This is a genomic window from Nocardioides sp. JCM 18998 (assembly GCF_055391535.1).
Genome location: NZ_AP043886.1, coordinates 136,779 through 159,838 on the forward strand (window position 1 = coordinate 136,779; position 23,060 = coordinate 159,838).

General features: G+C 69.8%; 20 protein-coding genes. 9 read left to right on the forward strand and 11 right to left on the reverse strand.

The features are described 5' to 3' along the window. Nucleotides 1-15: 15 nt before the first annotated feature. The gene (locus ACZ5L9_RS00675; protein ID WP_464532375.1) at nucleotides 16-1,821 is read right to left on the reverse strand and encodes a proline--tRNA ligase; all 1,806 of its coding nucleotides are present in this window, start codon (nucleotides 1,819-1,821) and stop codon (nucleotides 16-18) included. A 92-nt stretch (nucleotides 1,822-1,913) separates the two neighbouring features. Between ACZ5L9_RS00675 and ACZ5L9_RS00680 the strand changes: the two genes are divergently transcribed. Both ACZ5L9_RS00680 and ACZ5L9_RS00685 read left to right on the forward strand, forming a co-directional pair. Beyond that, a complete protein-coding gene (locus tag ACZ5L9_RS00680; protein ID WP_464532377.1) occupies nucleotides 1,914-2,885 on the forward strand; it encodes a GGDEF domain-containing protein in 972 nt (323 codons plus the stop codon). Between the two features lie 174 nt (nucleotides 2,886-3,059). Continuing rightward, on the forward strand, nucleotides 3,060-3,590 hold the full coding sequence (locus ACZ5L9_RS00685; protein WP_464532379.1) for a hypothetical protein: 531 nt from the start codon (nucleotides 3,060-3,062) through the stop codon (nucleotides 3,588-3,590). Between the two features lie 9 nt (nucleotides 3,591-3,599). Here ACZ5L9_RS00685 and ACZ5L9_RS00690 read toward each other — a convergent pair whose 3' ends face one another. The 5 genes from ACZ5L9_RS00690 to dxr form a co-directional block, all read right to left on the reverse strand. Continuing rightward, nucleotides 3,600-3,965, reverse strand: a complete 366-nt coding sequence (locus ACZ5L9_RS00690) for a DoxX family protein (RefSeq protein WP_464532381.1) — start codon at nucleotides 3,963-3,965, stop codon at nucleotides 3,600-3,602. A 63-nt stretch (nucleotides 3,966-4,028) separates the two neighbouring features. Further along, nucleotides 4,029-4,874 (reverse strand): GNAT family N-acetyltransferase, encoded by an 846-nt coding sequence (locus ACZ5L9_RS00695; RefSeq protein ID WP_464532383.1) that lies wholly within the window; start codon nucleotides 4,872-4,874, stop codon nucleotides 4,029-4,031. 101 nt (nucleotides 4,875-4,975) lie between these two features. After that, entirely contained in the window at nucleotides 4,976-6,121 is a 1,146-nt protein-coding gene (gene ispG / locus ACZ5L9_RS00700) for a flavodoxin-dependent (E)-4-hydroxy-3-methylbut-2-enyl-diphosphate synthase (protein ID WP_464532386.1), read from the reverse strand. Nucleotides 6,122-6,154: 33 nt separating this feature from the next. Next, nucleotides 6,155-7,495, reverse strand: coding sequence for a M50 family metallopeptidase (locus ACZ5L9_RS00705; RefSeq protein WP_464532389.1), 1,341 nt, complete (start codon nucleotides 7,493-7,495; stop codon nucleotides 6,155-6,157). Further along, nucleotides 7,492-8,613, reverse strand: a complete 1,122-nt coding sequence (dxr, locus tag ACZ5L9_RS00710; protein ID WP_464532392.1) for a 1-deoxy-D-xylulose-5-phosphate reductoisomerase — start codon at nucleotides 8,611-8,613, stop codon at nucleotides 7,492-7,494. The genes ACZ5L9_RS00705 and dxr overlap by 4 nt, the downstream gene beginning before the upstream one ends. 180 nt (nucleotides 8,614-8,793) lie before the next feature. Between dxr and ACZ5L9_RS00715 the strand changes: the two genes are divergently transcribed. Beyond that, nucleotides 8,794-10,170 carry an NAD-dependent succinate-semialdehyde dehydrogenase gene (locus ACZ5L9_RS00715; protein ID WP_464532395.1) on the forward strand — a complete coding sequence of 459 codons (1,377 nt, stop codon included), beginning with the start codon at nucleotides 8,794-8,796 and terminating at the stop codon, nucleotides 10,168-10,170. Nucleotides 10,171-10,250: 80 nt separating this feature from the next. Here ACZ5L9_RS00715 and ACZ5L9_RS00720 read toward each other — a convergent pair whose 3' ends face one another. After that, a complete protein-coding gene (locus tag ACZ5L9_RS00720) occupies nucleotides 10,251-11,480 on the reverse strand; it encodes a saccharopine dehydrogenase family protein (protein ID WP_464532397.1) in 1,230 nt (409 codons plus the stop codon). 211 nt (nucleotides 11,481-11,691) lie between these two features. Here ACZ5L9_RS00720 and ACZ5L9_RS00725 point away from each other — a divergent pair, with 211 nt between their 5' ends. The 4 genes from ACZ5L9_RS00725 (at nucleotide 11,692) to ACZ5L9_RS00740 (ending at nucleotide 16,484) form a co-directional block, all read left to right on the forward strand. Further along, entirely contained in the window at nucleotides 11,692-13,059 is a 1,368-nt protein-coding gene (locus ACZ5L9_RS00725) for an aspartate aminotransferase family protein (RefSeq protein WP_464532399.1), read from the forward strand. Between the two features lie 64 nt (nucleotides 13,060-13,123). Then, nucleotides 13,124-14,065, forward strand: a complete 942-nt coding sequence (locus tag ACZ5L9_RS00730; RefSeq protein WP_464532401.1) for a nitrilase-related carbon-nitrogen hydrolase — start codon at nucleotides 13,124-13,126, stop codon at nucleotides 14,063-14,065. After that, nucleotides 14,062-15,105 (forward strand): agmatine deiminase family protein, encoded by a 1,044-nt coding sequence (locus tag ACZ5L9_RS00735; RefSeq protein ID WP_464532404.1) that lies wholly within the window; start codon nucleotides 14,062-14,064, stop codon nucleotides 15,103-15,105. Before ACZ5L9_RS00730 ends, ACZ5L9_RS00735 begins: the two co-directional genes overlap by 4 nt. Next, nucleotides 15,102-16,484, forward strand: a complete 1,383-nt coding sequence (locus tag ACZ5L9_RS00740) for a flavin monoamine oxidase family protein (protein WP_464532406.1) — start codon at nucleotides 15,102-15,104, stop codon at nucleotides 16,482-16,484. Before ACZ5L9_RS00735 ends, ACZ5L9_RS00740 begins: the two co-directional genes overlap by 4 nt. 108 nt (nucleotides 16,485-16,592) lie before the next feature. Here the strand turns inward: ACZ5L9_RS00740 and ACZ5L9_RS00745 are convergent, their stop codons facing one another. From ACZ5L9_RS00745 to ACZ5L9_RS00760, 4 genes are read right to left on the reverse strand one after another with little or no spacing between them, the layout of a single operon-like run. Beyond that, a complete protein-coding gene (locus tag ACZ5L9_RS00745; RefSeq protein WP_464532409.1) occupies nucleotides 16,593-17,897 on the reverse strand; it encodes an ABC transporter permease in 1,305 nt (434 codons plus the stop codon). After that, nucleotides 17,894-18,742 carry an ABC transporter permease gene (locus ACZ5L9_RS00750; RefSeq protein ID WP_464532411.1) on the reverse strand — a complete coding sequence of 283 codons (849 nt, stop codon included), beginning with the start codon at nucleotides 18,740-18,742 and terminating at the stop codon, nucleotides 17,894-17,896. Before ACZ5L9_RS00750 ends, ACZ5L9_RS00745 begins: the two co-directional genes overlap by 4 nt. Next, nucleotides 18,742-19,890 carry an ABC transporter ATP-binding protein gene (locus tag ACZ5L9_RS00755; RefSeq protein WP_464532414.1) on the reverse strand — a complete coding sequence of 383 codons (1,149 nt, stop codon included), beginning with the start codon at nucleotides 19,888-19,890 and terminating at the stop codon, nucleotides 18,742-18,744. The genes ACZ5L9_RS00750 and ACZ5L9_RS00755 overlap by 1 nt, the downstream gene beginning before the upstream one ends. Next, entirely contained in the window at nucleotides 19,874-21,064 is a 1,191-nt protein-coding gene (locus ACZ5L9_RS00760) for a polyamine ABC transporter substrate-binding protein (RefSeq protein ID WP_464532416.1), read from the reverse strand. Before ACZ5L9_RS00760 ends, ACZ5L9_RS00755 begins: the two co-directional genes overlap by 17 nt. Nucleotides 21,065-21,212: 148 nt before the next feature. Between ACZ5L9_RS00760 and ACZ5L9_RS00765 the strand changes: the two genes are divergently transcribed. Beyond that, nucleotides 21,213-21,695 (forward strand): Lrp/AsnC family transcriptional regulator, encoded by a 483-nt coding sequence (locus ACZ5L9_RS00765; protein WP_464532418.1) that lies wholly within the window; start codon nucleotides 21,213-21,215, stop codon nucleotides 21,693-21,695. Beyond that, nucleotides 21,692-23,059, forward strand: a complete 1,368-nt coding sequence (locus tag ACZ5L9_RS00770; protein WP_464532421.1) for an NAD(P)/FAD-dependent oxidoreductase — start codon at nucleotides 21,692-21,694, stop codon at nucleotides 23,057-23,059. The genes ACZ5L9_RS00765 and ACZ5L9_RS00770 overlap by 4 nt, the downstream gene beginning before the upstream one ends. Nucleotide 23,060: the final 1 nt, after the last annotated feature.

Consider the following 23,060-nt stretch of genomic DNA (forward strand, 5'->3'; position numbering starts at 1 on the left):
AGCCGGGAGCGGGGCTCAGCCCTCGTACTCGTCGCCCTCCACCAGTGCGGTGACGTACGCGACCGCGTCGGGCAGGGAGACGTCGCGCTTCTCTCCGGTGGCGCGGTCCTTGACCTCGACCAAGCCGTCGGCCAGGCCACGGCCCACCGCGACGATCGTCGGCACGCCGATCAGCTCGGCGTCCTTGAACTTCACGCCGGGGCTGACCTTGCCCTCGCGGTCGTCGAAGAGCACGTCGAGGCCGGCCGCGACCAACTCGTCGACCAGGCTCCGGGCGCCCTCGAGGAGCGCCGCGTCCTTTCCGGCGACGACGACGTGGACGTCGTACGGGGCGATGTTGCGCGGCCAGCACAGGCCGAGGTCGTCGAGCGTGCCCTCGGCGATCGCGGCGACGGCACGGGTCACGCCGATGCCGTACGAGCCCATCGTGACGGTCTGGAGCTTGCCGTTGACGTCGAGGACCTGCAGGCCGAGCGCCTCGGCGTACTTCTTGCCGAGCTGGAAGACGTGGCCCATCTCGATGCCCTTGGCGGTCTCGAGGTGGCCGCCGCCGTCCACGCCGCCGCAGCTGGGGCAGTCGTCGCCGTCGACGACGTTGGCGGCCTCGATGGTGCCGTCGACGGTGAAGTCGCGGCCGGCGACCAGGTCGAGGACGTGCTTGCCGGCCTCGTTGGCGCCCGTCACCCAGGCGGTGCCGGCGACCACCCGCGGGTCCACGACGTAGCGGATCTTGCTGGCGGACTCCTCCCCGAGGGCCTCGGGACCGATGTAGCCCTTGACCAGTGCGGGGTGCTTGCGGAACTCCTCCTCGCTCATCGGGGCGACCTCGATCGGCTCGAGCTGGCCCTCGAGCCGCTTGGTGTCGACCTCCCGGTCGCCGGGCAGGCCGATGGCGAGCGGCTCGGTGGTGCCGTCCGGGTGGGTGAGCGTGACGAGCACGTTCTTGAGGGTGTCGCCGGCGGTCCAGGGGCGGTCGGCACGCGGGTGCTTCTCGTTGAGCACGGCGACCAGCGACTCGATGGTCGGGGTGTCGGGGGTGTCCTCCACATGCTTGGCCGCGAGTCCGTCGATGGGCAGCGCAGCGGGGGCCCGGACGGCCACGGCCTCGACGTTCGCGGCGTAGTCGCAGTTCGTGCAGCGGACGTAGGTGTCCTCGCCGACGTCGGCCTTGGCGAGGAACTCCTCCGACTTGGAGCCGCCCATCGCGCCCGCGGTCGCCTTGACGATCGCGTAGTCGAAGCCGAGCTGGTCGAAGATCCTGACGTAGGCGTCACGGTGCGCCTGGTAGGACGCCTCCAGGCCGGCCTCGTCGATGTCGAAGGAGTACGAGTCCTTCATGGTGAACTCGCGACCGCGGAGCAGCCCAGCGCGCGGACGCGCCTCGTCGCGGTACTTGGTCTGGATCTGGTAGAGGCTCAGCGGCAGGTCCTTGTAGGAGCTGTACATGTCCTTCACCAGGAGGGTGAACATCTCCTCGTGGGTCGGACCCAGCAGGTAGTCGGCGTCCTTGCGGTCCTTGAGCCGGAAGATGCCGTCGCCGTACTCCGTCCAGCGGTTGGTCGCCTCATACGGCTCGCGCGGCAGCAGCGCGGGGAACAGGACCTCCTGGGCCCCGATCGCGTCCATCTCCGTGCGGATGATGCCCTCGACCTTCGCCCGCACCCGCAGGCCCAGCGGCAGCCACGTGTAGATGCCCGGAGCGGCACGGCGGATGTAGCCCGCACGGACGAGCAGCTTGTGGCTGCCGACCTCGGCATCGGCCGGGTCCTCGCGCAGGGTCCGCAGGAAGAGATTGGACATCCGGCTGAGCTTCCCAGTCATGGCGCAAGGCTATCGGCGTGGCATGCGCCCACGCGAGGCGGATCCGTGCCTGAGCGATTGGACGCTCGTTAAGGTGTGGCCGAGGAGGTCCGATGAGCACGTACGACCTGGGTCCGGAGTCTCCGGACCCGCTCCTCGCGTGGGTCCCGCTGACGTGGCGCGAGCGTGCTGCGCGTGTCCGCGCGGGCGACGCCGCCGCGGCGGACGAGCCGGCCGAGGTCGGGATGGCGCTGATGGGCGGGCTGTTCGACACCATCCTGCGCAGGTCCTTCGACGCGGTCGTGCTGTGCGACCGGACCTCGGGTGAGTACCTCGAGGTCAGCGACTCGTTCTGCCGCCTCACCGGATACGCCCGTGCCGAGCTGCTGGGGCGCACCTCGGTCGAGCTCGGGATGGTCGACCCCTCCGGGCTCCGGCGGGCCATCGAGGCCGACGTCGCGCGCGGCTACGAGGGCATGTACGAGGACACCATCACCCGGCACGACGGGCAGGAGGTGGTCGTCGAGTTCACCCACAGCTTCCTGCAGGACGAGTACACCCTGGTGGTCGCCCGTGACGTCACGGCACGCAAGCTGCGCGAGGCCCAGCTGGAGCGCCACGCCCGCATCGACGAGCTGACCGGCGTGCTCAACCGCCGCGGCTTCCGCGAGGACCTCGACGTTGCACTGGCGACCGCCGCCGACACCGGCGCCGAGCTGCACGTCCTGGTGGCGGACGCCGACGGGCTCAAGCCGATCAACGACGAGCTCGGACACGAGTACGGCGACCAGCTGCTCATCTCGATCGCCCTGCTCCTCCGCGCCGCCACGTCCCCCTACGGCGTGGTCGGCCGCCTCGGCGGGGACGAGTTCGCCGCGTTCTTCTCCTTCGGCACGCCCCGGGAGGCCGCGGAGATGCTCGGCCGGCTCGGCATCGCGATGCGCCGCCGCTCCGTCGGCCCCACCCTGCGCGAACGCCCGGTCTCGGCGAGCATCGGCCTGGCGTCGGCCTCGGAGTCCGGCTACGACGCCGGCGCCCTGCTCTCACTCGCCGATGCGCGGATGTATCAGGTCAAGCACGCCTGAGGCCGCCGCCGGAGGTCGAGCCAGCCGAGACCCGTGCGCGACGGGTCGGTGGCACGGGACGGAACCCGGAGCGCCTGGCCCCGCGTCTTGTAGAACATGCACACTCGACGACGTGGCGCTCGCCTCGCCGTGGCGGCCGCTGGGGCGGCCGCGGCTCTCGCCGTGACGGCGACCATGGCGCTCGCGACCGATCGATCGCACGCGGGGCCATCGGCTACCCCGGCGACACCGCTTTCCCCGGCGAGCTTCGCCCGCACCACGCACCGCGCCCAGGCGCTGCCCGAGCCCGTCGAGAAGCGTCTGCGACGCCTCGGGATGGGCCCGTACCGGAAGCTCTTCGGTGGGTTGTCGGTCGGTGACCCGGGCAGTGACCTCACGGTCTACCTCACGCGCCTCGACCCGCCCACGGAGGCGGCGTTCCGTGCTGCCGTACCGCAGCATCGCCTCGCGTTCCGCAGGGTCGCGAACAACCTCACCCGGCTGAACCGGATGATGGCGTCGCTGGAGGCCCGACGGGACGAGATCGTCGCGAGCGGCACGCAGCTCCACGCCTTCGGCCCGGATGTGAGAACCGGCAGGCTCGACATCGCCGTCGTCGATCTCAGGCCCGGCGACGCCCACCGGCTCGCCGCGATGTTCGGCGCCACGAACATCCAGGTCCGCAGCATCACCCGGGAGGAAGCCGACTCGGACGTACTCCAGTGAAGTCCGAGGTCAGGCGGCCTTCGCTGCGCGCAGAGCGCCGCGGATCAGCGGCAGCTGGAGCGGCAGCCGGCCGAGGGTCGCGGCCCGCAGCCTGGTGTTGCTGGAGCGGCGCGCGTCGAGGGCCATCTTGATGTTTCCCGGGAACACCCCGACGAGCAGCGCGGCGCTGGCGTAGCCCGCCAGACGCCGGGTCCTCGGGTGCGCCAGGCCCGCGGCACAGACCAGCTCGGCCACCCCGCTGCCGATGACGATCTCACGATGCGCCGGCAGCTGCCGAGGGATCAGCGGCATGAAGACCTGTGGCCGCACGAGATGGACGACCCCGCTGACGGTGAACGCGCCCAGCACGATCCTGGCATCCCACGGAAGACTCATGGGCCCGACAGTAGCGGGGCCCCGGCTGACGAACCGGCGTCGGTGGACTTTCCGGCAGGCGCCTCAGAACATCACGGTGGCGAAGGTGGCGGTCTGGCGGAAGCCGACCCGCTCGTAGGCCGTGCGGGCCGGAGCGTTCCAGTCGTTGACGTACAGCGAGACCGCGGGGGCGATCTCCCGGCGGACGGTCTCGACCACGGCGGCCATCCCGCGCGAGGCGAGGCCCTCGCCCCGTCGGTCGGGGACCACGTAGACGCCCTGGATCTGAGCGGCGTACGGGGAGGCGCACGCGACCTCGGCCTTGAAGACGACCCGGCCCTCCTCGACCCGCACGAACGACCACCCGCGGCTGATCAGCTGGAGCACCCGCGCCCGGTAGAGGTCTCCGCCACCGCCGATCTCGGGCGAGACGCCGACCTCCTCGGTGTACATCGCGACGCACGCCGGGTAGAGCCGGTCGAAGTCGGCGCGGGTGGAGCGGCGCACGAGCGGGTCGGCGGGCAGCACGGGGGTGTGGTCGAGGACCAGGTGAGGTTGCACCCAGCGCTGCTCGCGGGGCCGGCCCCAGGACGCGGCGACGGTGTCCCAGAAGGCCCGGACCGGCGCGGCCGGGCCGACGATCGTGGAGACCGTACGCCCTCGGGTGAGCGCCCGCTCTCCGAACGCGCGGGCGTCGTCCGCGGTGGCGTTGATCGGCACCAGGTTGGCACCGACGTGGCAGGCGGCCGTCAGGTCCCCGCCGATCCAGCGACCCCAGACCTCGCCGCCGAGCCAGCGCGGGTCCAGGCTGGTGGTGCGCGCACGGTGATCGGCGAAGACGTTGACGACCGGGTCGCGCCCGGTGAGCTCGAGGAACGCGGGGAGGTCGGCCGGCCCGAGTGGCCGGATCCCCTGACGCATCGTGAGCATGCGGTGACTCTAGACGAGCGAGCGAGGGGCAGCGCGAGCGAGGCACGAGCGCTGGTGCCGGCCGCGAATGAGCGAGTCGGCCGCGACGCGGCCCGAGCAGGCTACGAGACGCTGACCTCGGCCGAGGCGCCCTCGACCGGCTCCATCTCCTCAGCGAGGCGCATGGCCTCCTCGATGAGGGTCTCCACGATCTTCGACTCGGGCACCGTCTTGATGACCTCGCCCTTGACGAAGATCTGGCCCTTGCCGTTGCCGGAGGCGACGCCGAGATCGGCCTCGCGGGCCTCGCCGGGCCCGTTGACGACACAGCCCATCACGGCCACGCGCAGCGGGACCTCCATGCCCTCGAGACCCGCGGTGACCTGCTCGGCGAGGGTGTAGACGTCGACCTGGGCACGGCCACAGGACGGGCAGGAGACGATCTCGAGCTTGCGCGGGCGCAGGTTGAGCGACTGCAGGATCTGGATGCCGACCTTGACCTCCTCCACCGGCGGCGCGGACAGCGAGACGCGGATCGTGTCGCCGATGCCCTTCGACAGCAGCGCACCGAAGGCGGTCGCGGACTTGATCGTGCCCTGGAACGCGGGGCCGGCCTCGGTCACGCCGAGGTGGAGCGGCCAGTCGCCGGCCTCGGCGAGCAGCTCGTAGGCCCGCACCATCACGACCGGGTCGTTGTGCTTGACCGAGATCTTGAAGTCGCGGAAGCCGTGCTCCTCGAAGAGGCTCGCCTCCCAGATCGCCGACTCGACGAGCGCCTCGGGGGTGGCCTTGCCGTACTTCTCCAGCAGGCGCTTGTCGAGCGAGCCGGCGTTGACGCCGATCCGGATCGAGGTGCCGTGGTCCTTGGCCGCGGCCGCGATCTCACGGACCTGGTCGTCGAAGGCGCGGATGTTGCCCGGGTTGACCCGGACCGCGGCGCAACCCGCCTCGATCGCGGCGAAGACGTACTTCGGCTGGAAGTGGATATCGGCGATCACCGGGATCTGCGAGTGCTTCGCGATCTCCGGCAGCGCGTCGGCGTCGTCCTGGCTCGGGCAGGCGACCCGCACGATGTCGCAGCCGGCGGCGGTCAGCTCGGCGATCTGCTGGAGCGTGGTGTTCACGTCCGAGGTGAGCGTGGTGGTCATCGACTGGACCGAGATCGGCGACTCCGATCCGACGCCCACCTTGCCGACCTGGATCTGGCGGGTCGGGCGCCGCGGCGCGAGCACCGGAGCAGGCAGTTCGGGCATGCCCAGGGAAGTCATGGCGCGAGGTTATCCATTCGGTTCGGGGCGGACTCAGTTGGCGAGGGGGTGGAGCGGGACGACGAGGTCCCCGACGATGAGCACGACACCCATCACCAGCAGGAAGCTGGCGACGACGTACGCGATCGGCAGCAGCTTGGCGGCGTCGACGTACCCCGGGTCGGGGCGTCGGCGCAGCCGCGCGAACCCGCGCCGGATCGCCTCCCACAGGGCGGAGGCGATGTGGCCACCGTCGAGCGGCAGCAGCGGGATGAAGTTGAAGAGCCCGATGAAGAGGTTGAAGCCGGCGACCAGCGAGAGCAGCCCGGCGACGCGGTCACCGAGCGGGAAGTCGGTCGCGGAGATCTCCTCGCCCGCGATCCGGCCGCCGCCGACGATGCTGACCGGGCTGTCGGCAGCGCGCTCCTTGGCGCCGACGATGGCCTCGGCCACGCCCCAGACCCGCGCGGGCAGGTGGACCAGCGCGGTCACCGAGTCCTTGGTCATGGTGCCCATCTGGCGCAGCGTGAACCACGGGCCGCCGTGGGTGACCTGGGTGTGGGACGCCGGCGCGACGCCCAGGAAGCCGACCTGCTGGAGGCTCTGGTCCGCCGGGTCGTCGCCGCTGGGGCGGGCCTCGACGGTGGTGTTGGTCTCCCCCGTCATCGCGGTCCCGTCGCGGGTGAAGCCGATGACGGCGTGACCGGCGAGGTTGCCGCGGATCAGCTCCCGCAGCTGGTCCCAGTCCTGGACGGCGGTGCCGTTGAACGAGGTGATCTGGTCACCGGGGCGCAGGCCCGCGGCGTACGCCGGCGAGACCGGGTCGCTGGCCTTGCAGGACCGGCCCGACTCGGCGTACGGCAGGACGCACTGACTGACGGTGTCGACGACCGGCGGACCGCTGTCGGCGACGACCGTGCGCGAGCCGTAGATGCCGAAGAGGCCGAGGAAGATGACGAACGCGATGAGCAGGTTGACCGTGGGGCCGCCGGCCATCACGATCACCTTCTTCCACCAGGCGAGGCGGTAGAAGAGGCGCGGCTCGTCCTCGGGGCGGATGGCCTCCCACTCGGCCGCGCGGGCGTCCGAGACCAGCTGGGTGAACATGCCGGTGTTGGACTGGCGCACCTGGCCCTCGTGGCCGTCGGCCTCGGGACCGGGCGGCAGCATCCCGACGATCTTCACGTAGCCGCCGAGCGGGACGCCCTTGACGCCGTACTCGGTCTCGCCCTTGGTCTTCGACCACACCGTCGGGCCGAATCCGATGAAGTACTGGGTGACCTTCGCGCCGAACGCCTTGGCCGGGATCATGTGGCCCAGCTCGTGCAGGCCGATCGAGACCAGGATCGCTGTCACGAAGACGACGACCCCGAGGAGGTAGTAGACGGCGGTCACGCGGTTCCGTTCAGGGCTGGGCCGATCAGGCCGGTTGCGGTGGCACGCGCCCACGCGTCGGCGGCAAGGACGTCGTCGACGGTGAGCGTCTCAGACGAGGGTACGTCCGTATGCCCAGCCACCACCTTCTCGACGGTGTCGACAATGGCGGTGAACGCGATCCGGCCGTCGTGGAAGGCGTCGACGCAGACCTCGTTGGCCGCGTTGTAGACCGCCGGGGCGGTGCCGCCACGGATTCCGACCTCGCGAGCGAGTCGTACGGCCGGGAACGCCTCGTCGTCGAGCGGCTCGAAGCGCCAGTCCTGGGCGCGGGTCCAGTCGATCGGGGTCTCGGCATCGGCGATCCGCTCGGGCCAGGCCATCCCCATCGCGATCGGCACCATCATGGTCGGGAGCCCCAGCTGGGCCACCACGGCGCCGTCGGTGAACTCCACCATCGAGTGGATCAGCTGCTGGGGATGTACGACGACCTCGATCCGGTCGAAGGGCACGTCGAAGAGCAGGTGCGCCTCGATCACCTCGAGGCCCTTGTTGACCAGGGTCGCGGAGTTGGTGGTGATCACGCGGCCCATTGCGAAGTTGGGGTGCTTGAGCGCCTGGGCCGGGGTGACCTGGGCGAGCTCGGCGCGGGTGCGACCGCGGAACGGGCCGCCGCTGGCGGTGACAACCAGTCGGCGCACCTCGTCGGCACGACCGGCGCGCAGCGACTGCGCGATGGCGCTGTGCTCGCTGTCGACCGGCACGATCTGGCTGCTTCCATCGGGTCGGCGCGACGCCACCTTCTTGACCAGCGGACCGCCGATGATCAGCGACTCCTTGTTGGCCAGCGCGAGGGTGTTGCCCGCCTCGAGCGCGGCCAGGGTCGGACGCAGACCGACCGCACCGGTGATGCCGTTGAGCACCACGTCGGCGCGCAGCGCGGCGGCCTCGATCGACGCAGCCTCCCCCAGCCCGCTGAAGGACGGCGCGAACTCGGCCACCTGCTGCTCGAAGAGCTCGGGGTGCCCCCCGCCCGCCGTCAGCCCCACGACCCGGAAGCGGCCCGGGTTGCGGCGCACCAGCTCCAGGGCCTGGGTGCCGATGGAGCCGGTCGAACCGAGGATCACCACGTCACGCACGGGCACATCCTCCCAGTCTTCGGGCCAGCCTCTGGACCCGACACCTTCCACCCCATATCGTTTGTATCCAAACATTCGAGCGCGGCTTGACCGAATCCGTCGTCTCAGATCCTTCCGGCCACTGATCCCGTCACCGTAGGGTGGAGAGGCAGACCGGAAACATCAGAACTGGAGAACCCTGTGAGCACCCAGACGCCGCCGTACCAGGTCACCGATCCCGCGACCGGCGAGATCCTCGACACCTTCCCCTTCGCGACGGACGAGGAGGTCGAGCAGGCCGTCGCCGGCGCGACCGCCGCGTTCGACGCGTGGCGCCGCCGCCCGCTCGAGGAGCGAGCCGCGATCGTCAAGCGCATCGCCGAGCTCTTCACCGAGCGCGCGCCCGAGCTGGGCGCCCTGATCACGACCGAGATGGGCAAGCGGCCCAGCGGCGCCCAGGGCGAGGCCGAGTTCTGCGCCGAGATCTTCGGCTACTACGCCGACAACGGCGCCGAGCTCCTGGCCGACAAGACGCTGCCGGGTCACACCAACGCCCGGATCGAGCACCTGCCGGTGGGCCCGATCGTCGGCGTGATGCCGTGGAACTACCCGTACTACCAGGTGGCCCGCTTCGCCGCGCCGAACTTCCTGGCCGGCAACACCGTCATCCTCAAGCACGCCGAGAACTGCCCGACCTCGGCGCTGGCGCTCGCCCAGCTCTTCGCCGACGCCGGCGTCCCCGAGGGCGTCTACAGCAACCTGTTCGCCACCCACGAGCAGGTCGCCTCGATGATCGCCGACAAGCGCGTGCGCGGCGTCTCCCTGACCGGCTCCGAGCGCGCCGGCACCGCCGTCGCCGAGACGGCCGGTCGCCACCTCAAGAAGGTCGTCCTCGAGCTCGGCGGCTCCGACCCGTACATCGTCCTCGACAGCGACGACGTCGACGCCGCGGCCGAGACCGCCTGGGCGACCCGCATGGAGAACACCGGCCAGGCCTGCAACTCCAACAAGCGGATGATCGTGATGGAGGACGTGTACGACGAGTTCGTCGCCTCGCTGACCAAGCGCGCCGCCGCGATGACGCCGCGCGCGGCCGGCCAGGACGGCGACGACCTGTACTCACCGATGGTCTCGCGCAAGGCCGCCGAGGGCCTGGCCGCCCAGGTCCAGGACGCCGTCGACAAGGGCGCCACCCTGCACGCCGGCGGCACCCTGGGCGACAACGCGTACTTCGCCCCGGCCGTCCTCACCGGCGTCACGCCGGAGATGCGGGCCTACTCCGAGGAGCTCTTCGGACCGGTCGCGGTCGTCTACAAGGTCACCAGCGACGACGAGGCCGTGGAGCTGGCCAACGCCGTCGACTTCGGCCTGGGCGGCGCGGTCTTCTCCACCGACGAGGAGCGCGCGATCGCCGTCGCCGGCCAGCTCGAGGTCGGCATGGCCAACGTCAACACCCCGGCCGGCGAGGGCGCCGACCTGCCGTTCGGCGGCACCAAGCGCTCCGGCTTCGGCCGCGAGCTCGGCCCGCTGGGCATCGACGAGTTCCTGAACAAGCGCCTGTTCTACGTGCAGCAGTAAGACCGTCGACCGACGTCATACGCCTCGCGCCGCAGTCGGGCGCGAGGCGTATGACGTTCCGGGCCGGTCTCCGGCCTCGATCAGAGTGCCTTGACGCCCCAGTCCGGGCCGTCGTACTCGTTGAGCAGCTCGAGGAACGGCAGCGCGTCGAACGCCTCCGGGCCGAGCACGCCGGAGCCCTTCCAGACACCCTTGGCCATCAGCTCGAGGGCGACGACCGGGCAGATCGCGGTCTGCCACACGACGCACTGGTGGCCGTACTCCTCCATCGACCACTCGTTGTCGACGACGTGGTAGTAGTACACGGCCTTGGGCTCGCCGTCCTTGCCGAGACCGGTGACCTTGAGGCCCGCACAGGTCTTGCCCTTCATCTGCGGGCCGAGCTTGGCCGGGTTGGGCAGCAGCGCGGCAACCACGTCGCGCGGGCTGACCTGGACGCCCTTGACGTCGACGGGCTCCACCTTGTCCAGGCCCAGCTTGGAGAGGGTCTTGAGGACCTCGATGAACTCATCGCCCAGGCCGTACTTGAAGGTGACCTTCTTGGCGTTGACGAACCGCGGCATGAGGAGCACCTCCTCGTGCTCGACGTTGACGCACTCCACCGGGCCGATGCCCTCGGGGAAGTCGAAGACCTCGGGGTCGCTGAACGGCGCGGTCGTGCGCCAGGTGCCGTTCTCCCAGATCACCGGCGGGTTGAGGCACTCCTCGATGGTCGTCCAGATCGAGAAGGACGGCGCGAACTCGTAGCCCTCCACAGTGATGTTGGAGCCGTCGCGGACGCCGAGCTCGTCGATCTCGGAGAACTCGTGGTCGGCGGCGTAGCGGGCGAAGACGTCGGCCAGGCCGGGCTCGACGCCGATGCCGACCAGCGCCAGGCGGCCGTTGGCCTGCCAGAGGTGGTGCTGGGCGAACTGCTGGTCGCCCAGCATCACGCCGGTCTTGGTGTAGGGGTCCTGCGGGTGGCGTTGGGAGAGCGACATCGCCATGTCGAGGTAGTCGGCGCCGATGATGCGCGCGGCCTCGAAGATCGGCATCACGAAGCGCGGGTCGACCGCGTTCATGATGTGGGTGATCTGGTGCTGGTGCGCGAGACCGACGACGGCGTTGACGTCGCCGGCGTCGAGCTGCGCCCACTCGAAGCGGGGGTCGACGGCGGCCGCGAGCTCGGCGGACTCGGCGTCGTAGTCGGCGATGACGATCTTCTCGTAGAAGTCGCGGCGTGCAGCGATCGCGGCGAACGCCGCGCCCACTCCGCCAGCGCCCACGAGCAGGATCCTCATCGCGGCGGTATGGGAGCCCTTGCTGGCCATTTCTACTCTCCTGTGGCTGTTCCTGCGGGGTCGCTCCCCGGAGGATACGAGGATCGTAACCCGATGTACGAAGCGCTCGCTACATTCTCCTCGGTTTGTTGTTTCGCGCAACGCAGCCCAGCCACGGCAACGGATTTCGCTACTAATCCGTACTCAAACAACGGATTCGCTTGCCAGATCGAGGAAGCGAAGGAACGATGGCCCTATGGCCATGAGCAACGAAGAGCTGCAGCGCGCCGCCAAGGACCACCTCTGGCTCCACTTCGCCAGGCACTCGGTGTACGAGTCCTCCGACGTCCCGATCATCGTCAAGGGCGAGGGCGCCTACATCTGGGACAACCAGGGCAGGCGCTACCTCGACGCCCTCGGCGGACTGTTCACCAGCCAGCTCGGCCACGGCCGCGCCGACCTCGCCGAGGCCGCCGCTGCGCAGGCCAAGCAGCTGGAGTACATGCCGCTGTGGTCCTACGCCCATCCGGCCGGGATCGAGCTCGCCGCGAAGGTGGCCTCCCTGGCCCCCGGCGATCTCAACCGCGTCTTCTTCACCACCGGCGGGGGCGAGGCCGTCGAGACCGCGTGGAAGCTCGCCAAGAACTACTTCAAGCTCACCGGGCGCCCCGGCAAGCACAAGGTGATCAGCCGCAAGTACGCCTACCACGGCACCACCCAGGGCGCGCTCTCCATCACCGGCCTGCCGGCGTTCAAGCAGCCGTTCGAGCCGCTGGTGCCCTCGACGTTCCGGGTGCCGAACACGGGCTTCTACCGCGCGCCCGAGCACGTCGCGCACGACGAGGAGGCCTTCGGTCGCTGGGCGGCGGACCAGATCGCCGAGGCGATCGAGTACGAGGGCGCCGACTCCGTCGCTGCGGTCTTCCTCGAGCCGGTGCAGAACGCCGGTGGCTGCCTGACGCCGCCGCCGGGCTACTTCCAGCGGGTCCGCGAGATCTGCGACGAGTACGACGTGCTGCTCGTCTCCGACGAGGTGATCTGCGCCTTCGGCCGGCTCGGCTACATGTTCGGCGCGGAGCGCTACGGCTACCAGCCCGACATCATCACCTGCGCCAAGGGCCTCTCCTCGGGCTACTCCCCGATCGGCGCGATGATCGCCTCCGACCGACTGATGGAGCCGTTCCTCCAGGGCTCGAACACCTTCTTCCACGGCTACACGTTCGGCGGCCACCCGGTCTCCTCGGCGGTGGCACTGAAGAACCTGCAGATCTTCGAGGACGAGAAGATCCTCGAGGGGGTCCGGGACCGCGAGGGGGCGTTCCGTGCCTCGCTGGAGTCCCTGCTCGACATCCCGATCGTCGGCAACGTCCGCGGCGACGGCTTCTTCTACGGCATCGAGCTGGTCAAGGACCAGACGACCAAGGAGTCGTTCGACGCCGAGGAGTCCGAGCGACTGCTGCGCGGCTACCTCTCCAGCGCGCTCTTCGAGAACGGCCTCTACTGCCGTGCCGACGACCGTGGCGACCCGGTCATCCAGGTCGCCCCGCCGCTGATCTGCGACCAGACCCACTTCGACGAGATCACCCAGGTGCTCCGCGTCGTGCTGGAGAAGGGCGCCACGCTCATCTGAGCATCCCCGCACCACTCGAACCACCGCCTCCCCCACATCGTCAACACGAAGGAAATCAAGCACTGTGAAGGTCATCGCCGGCCCGGCGCTCTCCTCCCCTGCCCGTACCGACTCCCCCACCCGCGGAACCCTGCGCGTCGGCCTGGTCCAGCACGCCTGGCGCGAGGACCCGGCCGCCCTGAAGGCCGCCCTCGACGAGGGCATCGGCGCCGCCGCCGAGCAGGGCGCCAAGGTCGTCTTCCTGCCCGAGCTCACCCTGTCGCGCTACCCCGCGTTCGAGGAGCCGCAGGGCAAGGCCTCGGACCTGACCGAGGACCTCGAGACCGGTCCGACCGCGACGTTCGCCCGCGAGGCGGCCCGCAAGCACGGCGTCTTCGTGCACGCCTCGCTCTACGAGCGCGCCGACCAGCCCGGTGACGACCTGGGCTTCAACACCGCGATCCTGATCGACCCCTCCGGCGAGCTGGTCGCCCGCACCCGCAAGACGCACATCCCGGTCACCGAGGGCTACGTCGAGGACAAGTACTTCCGCCCCGGCCCGGCCGACGACGCCTACCCGGTCCACCGGCCGGAGGGCCTCGGCGCCGACCTCGCCGGTGACATCGGGTTGGGCATGCCGACCTGCTGGGACGAGTGGTTCCCCGAGGTCGCGCGCTCGTATGCCCTCGGCGGCGCCGACGTGCTGGTCTACCCGACCGCGATCGGCTCCGAGCCCGACCACCCGGACTTCGACACCCAGCCACTGTGGCAGCAGGTCATCACCGGTCATGCGATCGCCAACGGCCTCTTCATCGTGGTGCCGAACCGCACCGGCGACGAGGGCCGGATCCAGTTCTACGGCTCGTCCTTCATCGTCGACCCGTACGGCCGTGTCCTGGCCCAGGCGCCGCGCGATGAGGAGGCCGTGGTCGTCGCCGACGTCGAGCTCGACCAGCGCGGCGACTGGCTGACGCTCTTCCCGTTCCTGCGCACCCGTCGTCCCGACACGTACGCGGGCCTGCTGTGACGGCAGCTGCCCCGGGCTGGCGGATGCCGGCCGAGACCGCACGCCACGACTGCACCTGGATGGCGTGGCCCTCGTCGGGCTACACGCTGGGTGAGACGGCGGCCGACGCCGAGGAGGCCCGGACGACCTGGGCGGCGGTGGCTCACGCCGTCGCCGAGTTCGAGCCCGTCCGGATGGTCGTCGACCCGTCGGCGGTCGCGATCGCCCGCCACCACCTCGGCAGCGGGATCGAGCTGCTCGAGGCACCCCTCGACGACGCCTGGATGCGTGACATCGGCCCCACGTTCGTGGTCGACGACGCCGCCACCGGTCGCCGGCTCGGCGCGGTCGACTGGATCTTCAACGGCTGGGGCGCGCAGAGCTGGGCGACCTGGGAGAAGGACGCCCGGATCGCCCGGACCATCGCGGAGTGGAGCGGCGCCGAGCTGGTGTCGTCCGAGATGGTCAACGAGGGCGGTGCCATCCACGTGGACGGTACCGGCTCCGTTCTGGTCACCCGTACGGTCCAGCTCGACCCGGGTCGCAACCCGGACTGGACCGCGGAGCGGGTGGAGGCAGAGCTGCGGCGCACCCTCGGGGTGCATACCGTCGTCTGGCTCGATCGCGGGCTGACCCGCGACTACGAGGAGTTCGGGACCCGCGGCCACGTGGACATGGTGGCCGCGGTCCCCGAGCCCGGTGTCGTGCTGCTGCACGCCCAGGCCGACCCGGGTCACCCCGACCACGCCGTGATGGCCGGCCTGCGCGGTGCCTTCCCGGAAGCCTGGCGGATCGTGGACGTGGCCGCTCCGGTGCGCACCGAGGACGAGCACGGACCGGTCGACCACAACTACATCAACCACTACGTCTGCAACGGCGGCGTGATCGCCTGCTCGTACGACGATGCGAACGACGGCCCCGCGCGTGAGCTGCTCGCCGCGGCCTATCCCGGCCGCCGCGTCGTCTCAGTGGACGCCCGCCCGCTCTTCGACCGTGGCGGCGGCATCCACTGCATCACCCAGCAGCAGCCTTCCCTGACGAACGAGAGCGACACCCTGTGAACACCCCTCAGCAGCACGACGTCATCGTCGTCGGCGCCGGCGTGACCGGGCTGGTCACCGCGTACCGCCTGCTCCAGGCGGGCCGCGAGGTCACCGTCCTCGAGGCGCGCGACCGGATCGGCGGCCGACTGCGCAACGAGACCCACGACGAGGTCGACGAGAACGGCGAGGAGGTCGACTTCGAGGTCGGCGGGCAGTGGGTCTCCCCCGACCAGACCGCCCTGATCGCCCTGATCGACGACCTCGGCCTGGAGACGTTCAAGCGCTACCGCGAGGGCGAGTCGCTGTACGTGGGTGCCGACGGCGTCGCTCGCCGGTTCACCGACGAGATGCCGGTCTCCGAGAAGACCAACGCCGAGATCGAGCGACTCACCGCCCTGATGGACGAGATCGTCGCGAAGATGGATCCCGACCGTCCGTGGGAGCACCCCGACGCGGCCTACCTCGACACGGTCTCGTTCACCCACTGGCTGCGCGAGCAGAGCGACGACCAGGAGGCGTGCGACAACATCGCGCTCTACGTCGGTCCCGCGATGCTGACCAAGCCCGCGCACTCGTTCTCCGCGCTCCAGGCGATCCTGATGGCGGCCAGCGCCGGTGCCTTCAGCCACCTGGTCGACGCCGACTTCATCCTCGACAAGCGGGTCGTCGGCGGGCTCGCCTCGGTGCCGCGCGTGCTGGCGGAGAAGGTCGGCCACGACCGGATCCGGCTCAGCAGCGACGTCACCCTGATCGAGTGGCGCGAGGACGGCGCCGTCGTCCACGTCAACGGCGAGCAGCTCAGCGCGAACCGCGTCGTGGTGGCCGTCCCGCCGACCGTGCAGCGCCGGATCCGGTTCACCCCCGAGATGCCGGCCGAGCACCGGATGGCGCGGGAGCACCAGTCCTTCGGGCTGGTCATCAAGGTCCAGCTGGTCTACCCGACCCCGTTCTGGCGCGAGCAGGGCTTGTCGGGCACGGGCTTCGCGCCGTACCTGCCGATCCACGAGATCTACGACAACACCCCCGAGGGCGACGAACGCGGCTTCCTGGTCGGCTTCATCGCCGGCCTGAGCGCCGACGAGCTCGGCCGGCTCAGCGAGGACGAGCGCCGCCAGCGCATCCTGGCCTCGGCGGCCGCGTACTTCGGCGAGCAGGCCCTCGAGCCGATCGTGTTCCACGAGTCCGACTGGCAGCACCAGGAGCTCACCGGCGGCGCCTTCGGCACCAGCTTCGACCTCGGCAGCCTGACCCGCTACGGCGCCAAGCTGCGCGAGCCGCTCGGCGTCGTCGACTTCGGCTCGAGCGACGTGGCCGGGCTCGGCTTCCAGCACGTCGACGGTGCCATCCGCATCGGCACCGAGATCGCCGCCGGAATCCTGGAGCGCGACGCGAAGTAGCAGCCCCCGGGGTTGCGAGGCTCTTAACGCTCGCACCTCGACCACCGGCTCCAACAGCAAGAGGCCCCGTCCGATGGACGGGGCCTCTTGCTGTTGCTGTGTCGCGCGTCAGGCTCCGCGGGAGCGGCGACGCCCGAGCAGCTCACCCGTCGCGACGACGGCGATCGCCAGGATGAACATGAACGTGCCGATCACGTTCACCTGCATCGGCAGGCCGCGCTGTGCGGCACCCCAGACGTACATCGGGAACGTCGTGACCGTGCCGGCGTTGAGGTTGGTGATGATGTAGTCGTCGAAGGACAGGCTGAACGAGAGCAGCGAGGCCGCCAGGATGCCCGGGAAGACCAGCGGCAGCGTGATCTTCATGAAGGTGGTCTTCTCGTCCGCGTAGAGATCCATCGCGGCCTGCTCGAGCGTGGAGTCCATGCCCGCGAGGCGTGCCTTCACCGTGGTGATGACGTACGAGAGACAGAACATCACGTGCGCGACCACGATGGTGGTCCGGCCGAGGTGGCCGCCGAGGTGCAGCGCCACGAAGAACGCCAGCAGCGCCGAGCCCATCACGATCTCCGGCGTCGCCATCGGCAGGAAGATCACCACGTTGGAGGAGGTGCGACCGGCGAAGCGGTGCCGCACCATCGCGAAGGCCGCGAGCGTGCCGATCGCGGTGGCGACGATCGTCGCGACCACACCGATGAGCAGGCTGACCTCGACCGAGTGACACATGCCCTGCGGCTTGCAGACGTTGGTCCAGTTGTCGGTGGTGAAGCCGTACCACTGGTAGACGGTCCGCTTCTGCGTCTCGTTGTTGAAGCTCATCGCCGCGACGACGGCGTTCGGGATGTAGAGGTAGGCCATCACCAGCAGACCGGCGAAGGCGATCAGGTTCCCGCGGATCCAGCCGAGCACCGAGAACCACGGGGACCGGGTCTGGAACCACGCGTTCACCGGGGCGGTGGAGAGCACCAGGAGCGGCGCGAGGACGAGGACCGCCCACACGATCGCGACCACGCCACCGACCGGGGCGCCCTTGGCGAAGAGCGTCCAGGCGACCACGACCGAGGCGACGGCCGCCGCGGTGCCGAGGCCGACCAGCCGCGACCAGGCCGCGGTGTTGCCCCGTACGGTCTCGTTGGCGCTCTTCATCGCGTACAGCGAGAAGCCGATCGCCACGACGATGACCACGACGAGCAGTGCGTAGAGCGGGCCGGCGAAGTTGAGGCCGGTGTCGTCGTGGCTGTAGCGGTACGTGGTGAGACCGATGGCCAGACCGATCAGGGCGAGGGCGCCGAGGGCGGCCAGCGCCCAGGCGATCCGGGCGCCGACCACGAGGCGGCGCGGGGCCGGGTCGTGCGCCCACTCCTCCACGTAGGAGGAGGACGGGGTGAAGAGCGGTGTCTTGGTGGTGGTCACAGGAGCTCCTCCGTACCGGCCTTGCGGACGTAGAACATCGTCATCACCAGGATCACGACGAGCAGGATCACCGAGAGCGCACCCGCGGAGGCGTAGTCACCGGTCGTGGTGAAGAGGCTCTCGATGTCCTGGCCGACCACCCGGTCGGTGGTGCCACCGAGCAGCTGGGCGTTGATGTAGTCACCGACCGACGGGATGAAGGTCAGCAGCGTCGCGCCCACGATGCCCGGCATCGTCAGCGGCAGCGTCACCTTCATGAACGCCTTCGCCGGCGAGGCGTAGAGGTCCTCGGCGGCCTCGAGCAGGCGTCGATCGAGCTTCTCGATGCTGGTGTAGAGCGGCAGGATCGCGAACGGCAGGAAGTTGTACGTCAGGCCCGCGATCGCCGCGACCGGGGTCGCCAGGATGCGGCCGTTGTCACCGATCACGTGCAGCGACTGAAGCGTCTGCACCACCCAGCCGTGGTCGGCCAGGATCAGCTTCCACGCCGAGGTGCGGATCAGGAAGCTGGTGAAGAACGGCGCCACCACGAGGACCAGCACGACGTTCTTCCACCGGCCGGTCTTGAACGCGATCGTGTACGCCAGGACGTACCCGAGGACGAGGCAGAGCGCGGTGGAGATGGTCGCCCACCACAGGGAGCGCCACATGTGCGGCCAGTACTTCGAGATCACGTGGGTGAAGTTCGCGAAGTGGAACGTGACGTCGTAGCCGGTGAGGTTCGACCCCTTCGGGTCGTAGAGGCTGTTCGCGAGCAGCGAGTAGAACGGGACCACGAAGAACAGCAGCAGCCAGACGGCGGCCGGGGCGATCAGGGCGTACGGGAGCCACCTGCGTGAGCGCATCACTCCTCCCCGGTGTCGACGCCCGCGCTGACGTCCTGACTCGCGTCGAGGAGGAAGGCGAACTCGGGGCGCCAGGTGAAGTCGACAGCGGTGCCGGGCGCCATCACGCCGCGCGCGCCGGTGTTCTGCTCGAAGGCCGTGAGCTCCTGGCCCCACGCGGTGCGCAGGATGTACTGGGTGGAGACGCCGATGAAGCTGGTGTCGACGATGGTGCCGCCGGTGAAGTGGTTGCCGGGGGCGTCGAGCTGCTCGCCGGCCGGGGCGACGAGCACCTTCTCGGGACGGATGCCGACCCAGCCCTTCGTACCGGTGACGTGCGAGCGCTCCTTCGGGATGGAGACGGTCGTACCCTCCATGTCGACCGTGACCACCGGGTGGCCGCCGAGGGTGTCCTCGCCGACGACGTGGCCCGCGATCAGGTTGGACTGACCCAGGAAGTTGGCCACGAAGGTGGTCGCGGGGTTGTCGTAGAGGTCGGCGGGCGAGCCCATCTGCTCGATCCGCCCGGCGTTCATCACCGCGATCGTGTCGGCCATGGTCATGGCCTCCTCCTGGTCGTGCGTGACGTGCACGAAGGTGAGGCCGACCTCGGTCTGGATCCGCTTGAGCTCGAGCTGCATCGCGCGGCGCAGCTTGAGGTCGAGGGCGCCGAGCGGCTCGTCGAGCAGGAGCACCTCCGGCTGGTTGATCAGCGCACGGGCCAGGGCGACGCGCTGCTGCTGACCACCGGAGAGCTGCTGCGGTCGCTTGCTCGCCTGAGCGGTCAGCTCGACGAGGTCGAGCATGTCGGCGACCGTCTTGGCCGTGTCCTTGATGCCGCGCCGCTTGAGTCCGAAGGCGACGTTGTCGGAGATGGAGAGGTGCGGGAACAACGCGTAGTTCTGGAAGACCGTGTTGACCGGACGCTTGTACGGCTTCTCGTACGTGATCTCCTTGTCGCCGATGGTGATCTTGCCGGCAGTCGGGGTCTCCAGACCGGCGACCATCCGCAGCGTGGTGGTCTTGCCGCAGCCCGAGGGGCCCAGGAGCGCGAAGAAGCTGCCCTGCGGGACCGTTAGATCGAGCGGGTGCACGGCGGTGAAGCCGTTGGCGTAGATCTTCTCCAGCTGGGTGAGCCGGAGATCGCGGGGCTCAGACGCCTGAGACATCAGAGAAGGCTCCTTCGTAGTCACGGATCTGGTACTCCTGCAGGGCCATGAACTGATGCGTCTGCTTGAGGTAGTCGGGGGTCGGGAAGATCAGCGGGTTGTCCGCGGCGTCCGGGTCGATCTTGCGCATGTACTCCTGCGCGCCCTGCACCGGACTGACGTAGAAGTTGTAGTCGGAGAGATAGGCCGCGATCTGCGGGTCGTAGTACCAGTTCACCCAGTCCTCGGCCAGCGACTGCTTCTGCGTCATGTTCGGGATCAGCATGTTGTCGGCCCAGATCATCAGGCCCTCCTGCGGCACGATGAACTTGAGGTGCTGGCGGGCCGGAGCGGCGGTGATGTCGCCGGACCAGGCGACCGAGGCGAGGATGTCGCCGCCCGCCAGGCCGTCGAGGTACTCGTTGCCGGTGAAGGCGCGGATCTGGCCGCTGTTCTTCGCCTTCGTCAGCAGATCGATCGCCTTGTTCCACTGCGCCGTGGTGAAGTTGTCCGGGTCGTAGCCGAGGCCGAGCAGGATCAGGCCCATCGTGTCGCGCATCTCGGTGAGCACGCTGACCTTGCCCTTGAGGTCGGGCCGGGTCAGCATCTCGACGATCGTCTTGGGCGGGTTCGACAGGTAGTCGGCGTTGTACGCCAGACCGGTGAAGCCGGCCTGCCACGGCGCGGAGAACTTCCGGTCCGGGTCCCAGTCCGGCGAGCGCAGCGAGCTGATGATGTTCTGGTGCAGGTTCGGCACGCGGGCGGGATCCATGGGCTGGATCCAGCCCATGTTGATCATCCGCGCGGCCATCCAGTCGGTCAGCACGAACATGTCGCGGCCCGTCGTGGTGCACGAGCCCAGCTGGTTCACCACCTTCGGGAAGAAGGCGACGTTGTCGCTGATATCGGTGCGGTAGTCGACCTTGACATCGAAGTGCTTCTCGAAGCGGGTCAACGTCGAGACGTAACCGCTCTTCGCGTCGTCCTCGTCGATGTAGACCGGCCAGTTGCTCACCGTCAGCGTCCGGTCGGTCTTCGACATGTCGGTCGCCCGGCAGTCCGCCGGGGTCTGGCGCCGGTCGGGCGTGCCGAAGAACGGCAGCACGGCGAGGCTGGCGCCTGCGAACGCGATTCCTCCGGCGCCCTTGAGCAGGGTGCGCCTTCCGAATCGTGGGGGTGGCGATGCTGCGACCACGTGAGCTCCTGTGACATGCGAGAGAGGGCGCTGGATCATTTCACGATCGTGTGTCGGATCACAATAACGTTCGCATTATTTCGGCGATGTAACAACGGACTCCGTTGTTCGGTGTCGTCCGAACAACGAAAACCGTACGCTGTCCGACATGACTCGCAAGCGGAACGGATCGGGCGGCGGAGCCGGGCTCGACGACGTCAGCAAGGCCATCATCGAGCAGCTCCAGCAGGACGGCCGCCGCTCGTACGCCGCCATCGGCAAGGAGGTCGGTCTCTCCGAGGCCGCCGTGCGCCAGCGGGTGCAGCGCCTGACGGACAGCGGCGTGATGCAGGTGGTCGCGGTGACCGACCCGCTCCAGCTCGGCTTCGCCCGCCAGGCGATGATCGGCATCACGGTCGACGGGCCGATCGAGCCTGTCGCCGAGGCGATCGCGGCGATCGAGGAGGTCGACTACGTGGTCTTCACCGCCGGTGCGTACGACCTGCTCGCGGAGATCGTCGCCGAGTCGGACGAGCACCTGCTGAGCCTGATCTCGAGCAGCATCCGGACCGTGTCGGGCGTGGCGAGCACCGAAACGTTCATGTACCTCAAGCTGCAGAAGCAGACCTACAACTTCGGCGTCCCGGCGTGAGGCCGACCGTCACGGGGTCGGTGTGGGAGACGACGGCCGGCCCGGCTCCCACAGCACGTCCCGCCCTGTCCGGGGACATGGCGTGCGACGTCGCGATCGTCGGTGCCGGCTACACCGGGCTGTGGACCGCCTACTACCTCGCCTCGGCCCGGCCCGACCTGCGGATCGTGATCCTCGAGGCCGAGACGGCCGGCTTCGGCGCCTCCGGCCGCAACGGCGGCTGGTGCTCCGCGCTCTTCCCGGCCTCGCTGGAGTCGCTCGCCGAGATGTCGTCACGTACCGCGGCGCTGGCGCAGCACGCCGCGATGCGCGCCTCGATCGACGAAGTGATCGCCGTCGCCGCCGCTGAGGGCATCGAGGCCGACATCGCCAAGGGCGGCACCATCGTGCTGGCACGCAACGAGCCGCAGCTGGCTCGTGCCCGCGAAGAGGTCGCACACGCCGGGTCGTGGGGACTCGACGACGTCCGCCTGCTCTCGGCATCCGAGGCCACCGCTCGCGTACGGGCGACGGGCGTGGTCGGTGCGACCTACACCCCCGACTGCGCGGCGGTGCACCCGCTCAAGCTCGCACGTGGCCTGGCCGCCGTGGTCGAGCGGCTCGGCGTCACGATCCACGAGCGGACCCGCGTCACCGCCATCGAGCCGCATCGCGCTGTCACCGCCCGCGGGACCGTCACCGCCGATGTCGTCGTCCGCGCGACCGAGGGCTACACGCCCGCGCTCGCCGGCCTCGAGCGCGAGGTGATCCCGGTGCACTCGCTGATCGTCGCCACCGCTCCCCTGCCGGCGTCGGTGTGGGAGGAGATCGGGCTGGCACAACGCGAGACGTTCGCCGACCACCGCCACCTCGTGGTCTACGGTCAGCGCACTGCGGACGACCGGCTCGTCTTCGGCGGCCGCGGCGCGCCGTACGCGTTCGGATCGCGCACCGGGGGACGCTACGAGGAGGACGAGCGGGTCTTCGCCGCCCTGCGTGCCACCGTCGCCGACCTCTTCCCGGTCCTCACCGGCGCGCGCTTCACCCATTCGTGGGGCGGCGCGCTCGGCATCGCCCGGGACTGGTGCGCCTCCGTCGGGCTCGATCAGACGACCGGGCTTGCGTGGGCGGGCGGGTACGTCGGCGACGGCGTCTCCACCACCAACCTCGCCGGCCGCACGCTGCGCGACCTGATCCTCGGCGAGTCCACGGCACTCACCGCTCTGCCCTGGGTCGGCCACCGCTCCCCGCAGTGGGAGCCCGAGCCCCTCCGATGGCTCGGTGTCAACGCCGGCCTCGTAGCCACCACCCTCGCGGACCGCGAGGAGGCCCTCACCGGCAAGCCCTCCTGGCTCGCCCGCGCAACAGCGCCGTTCCTGGGCTGAC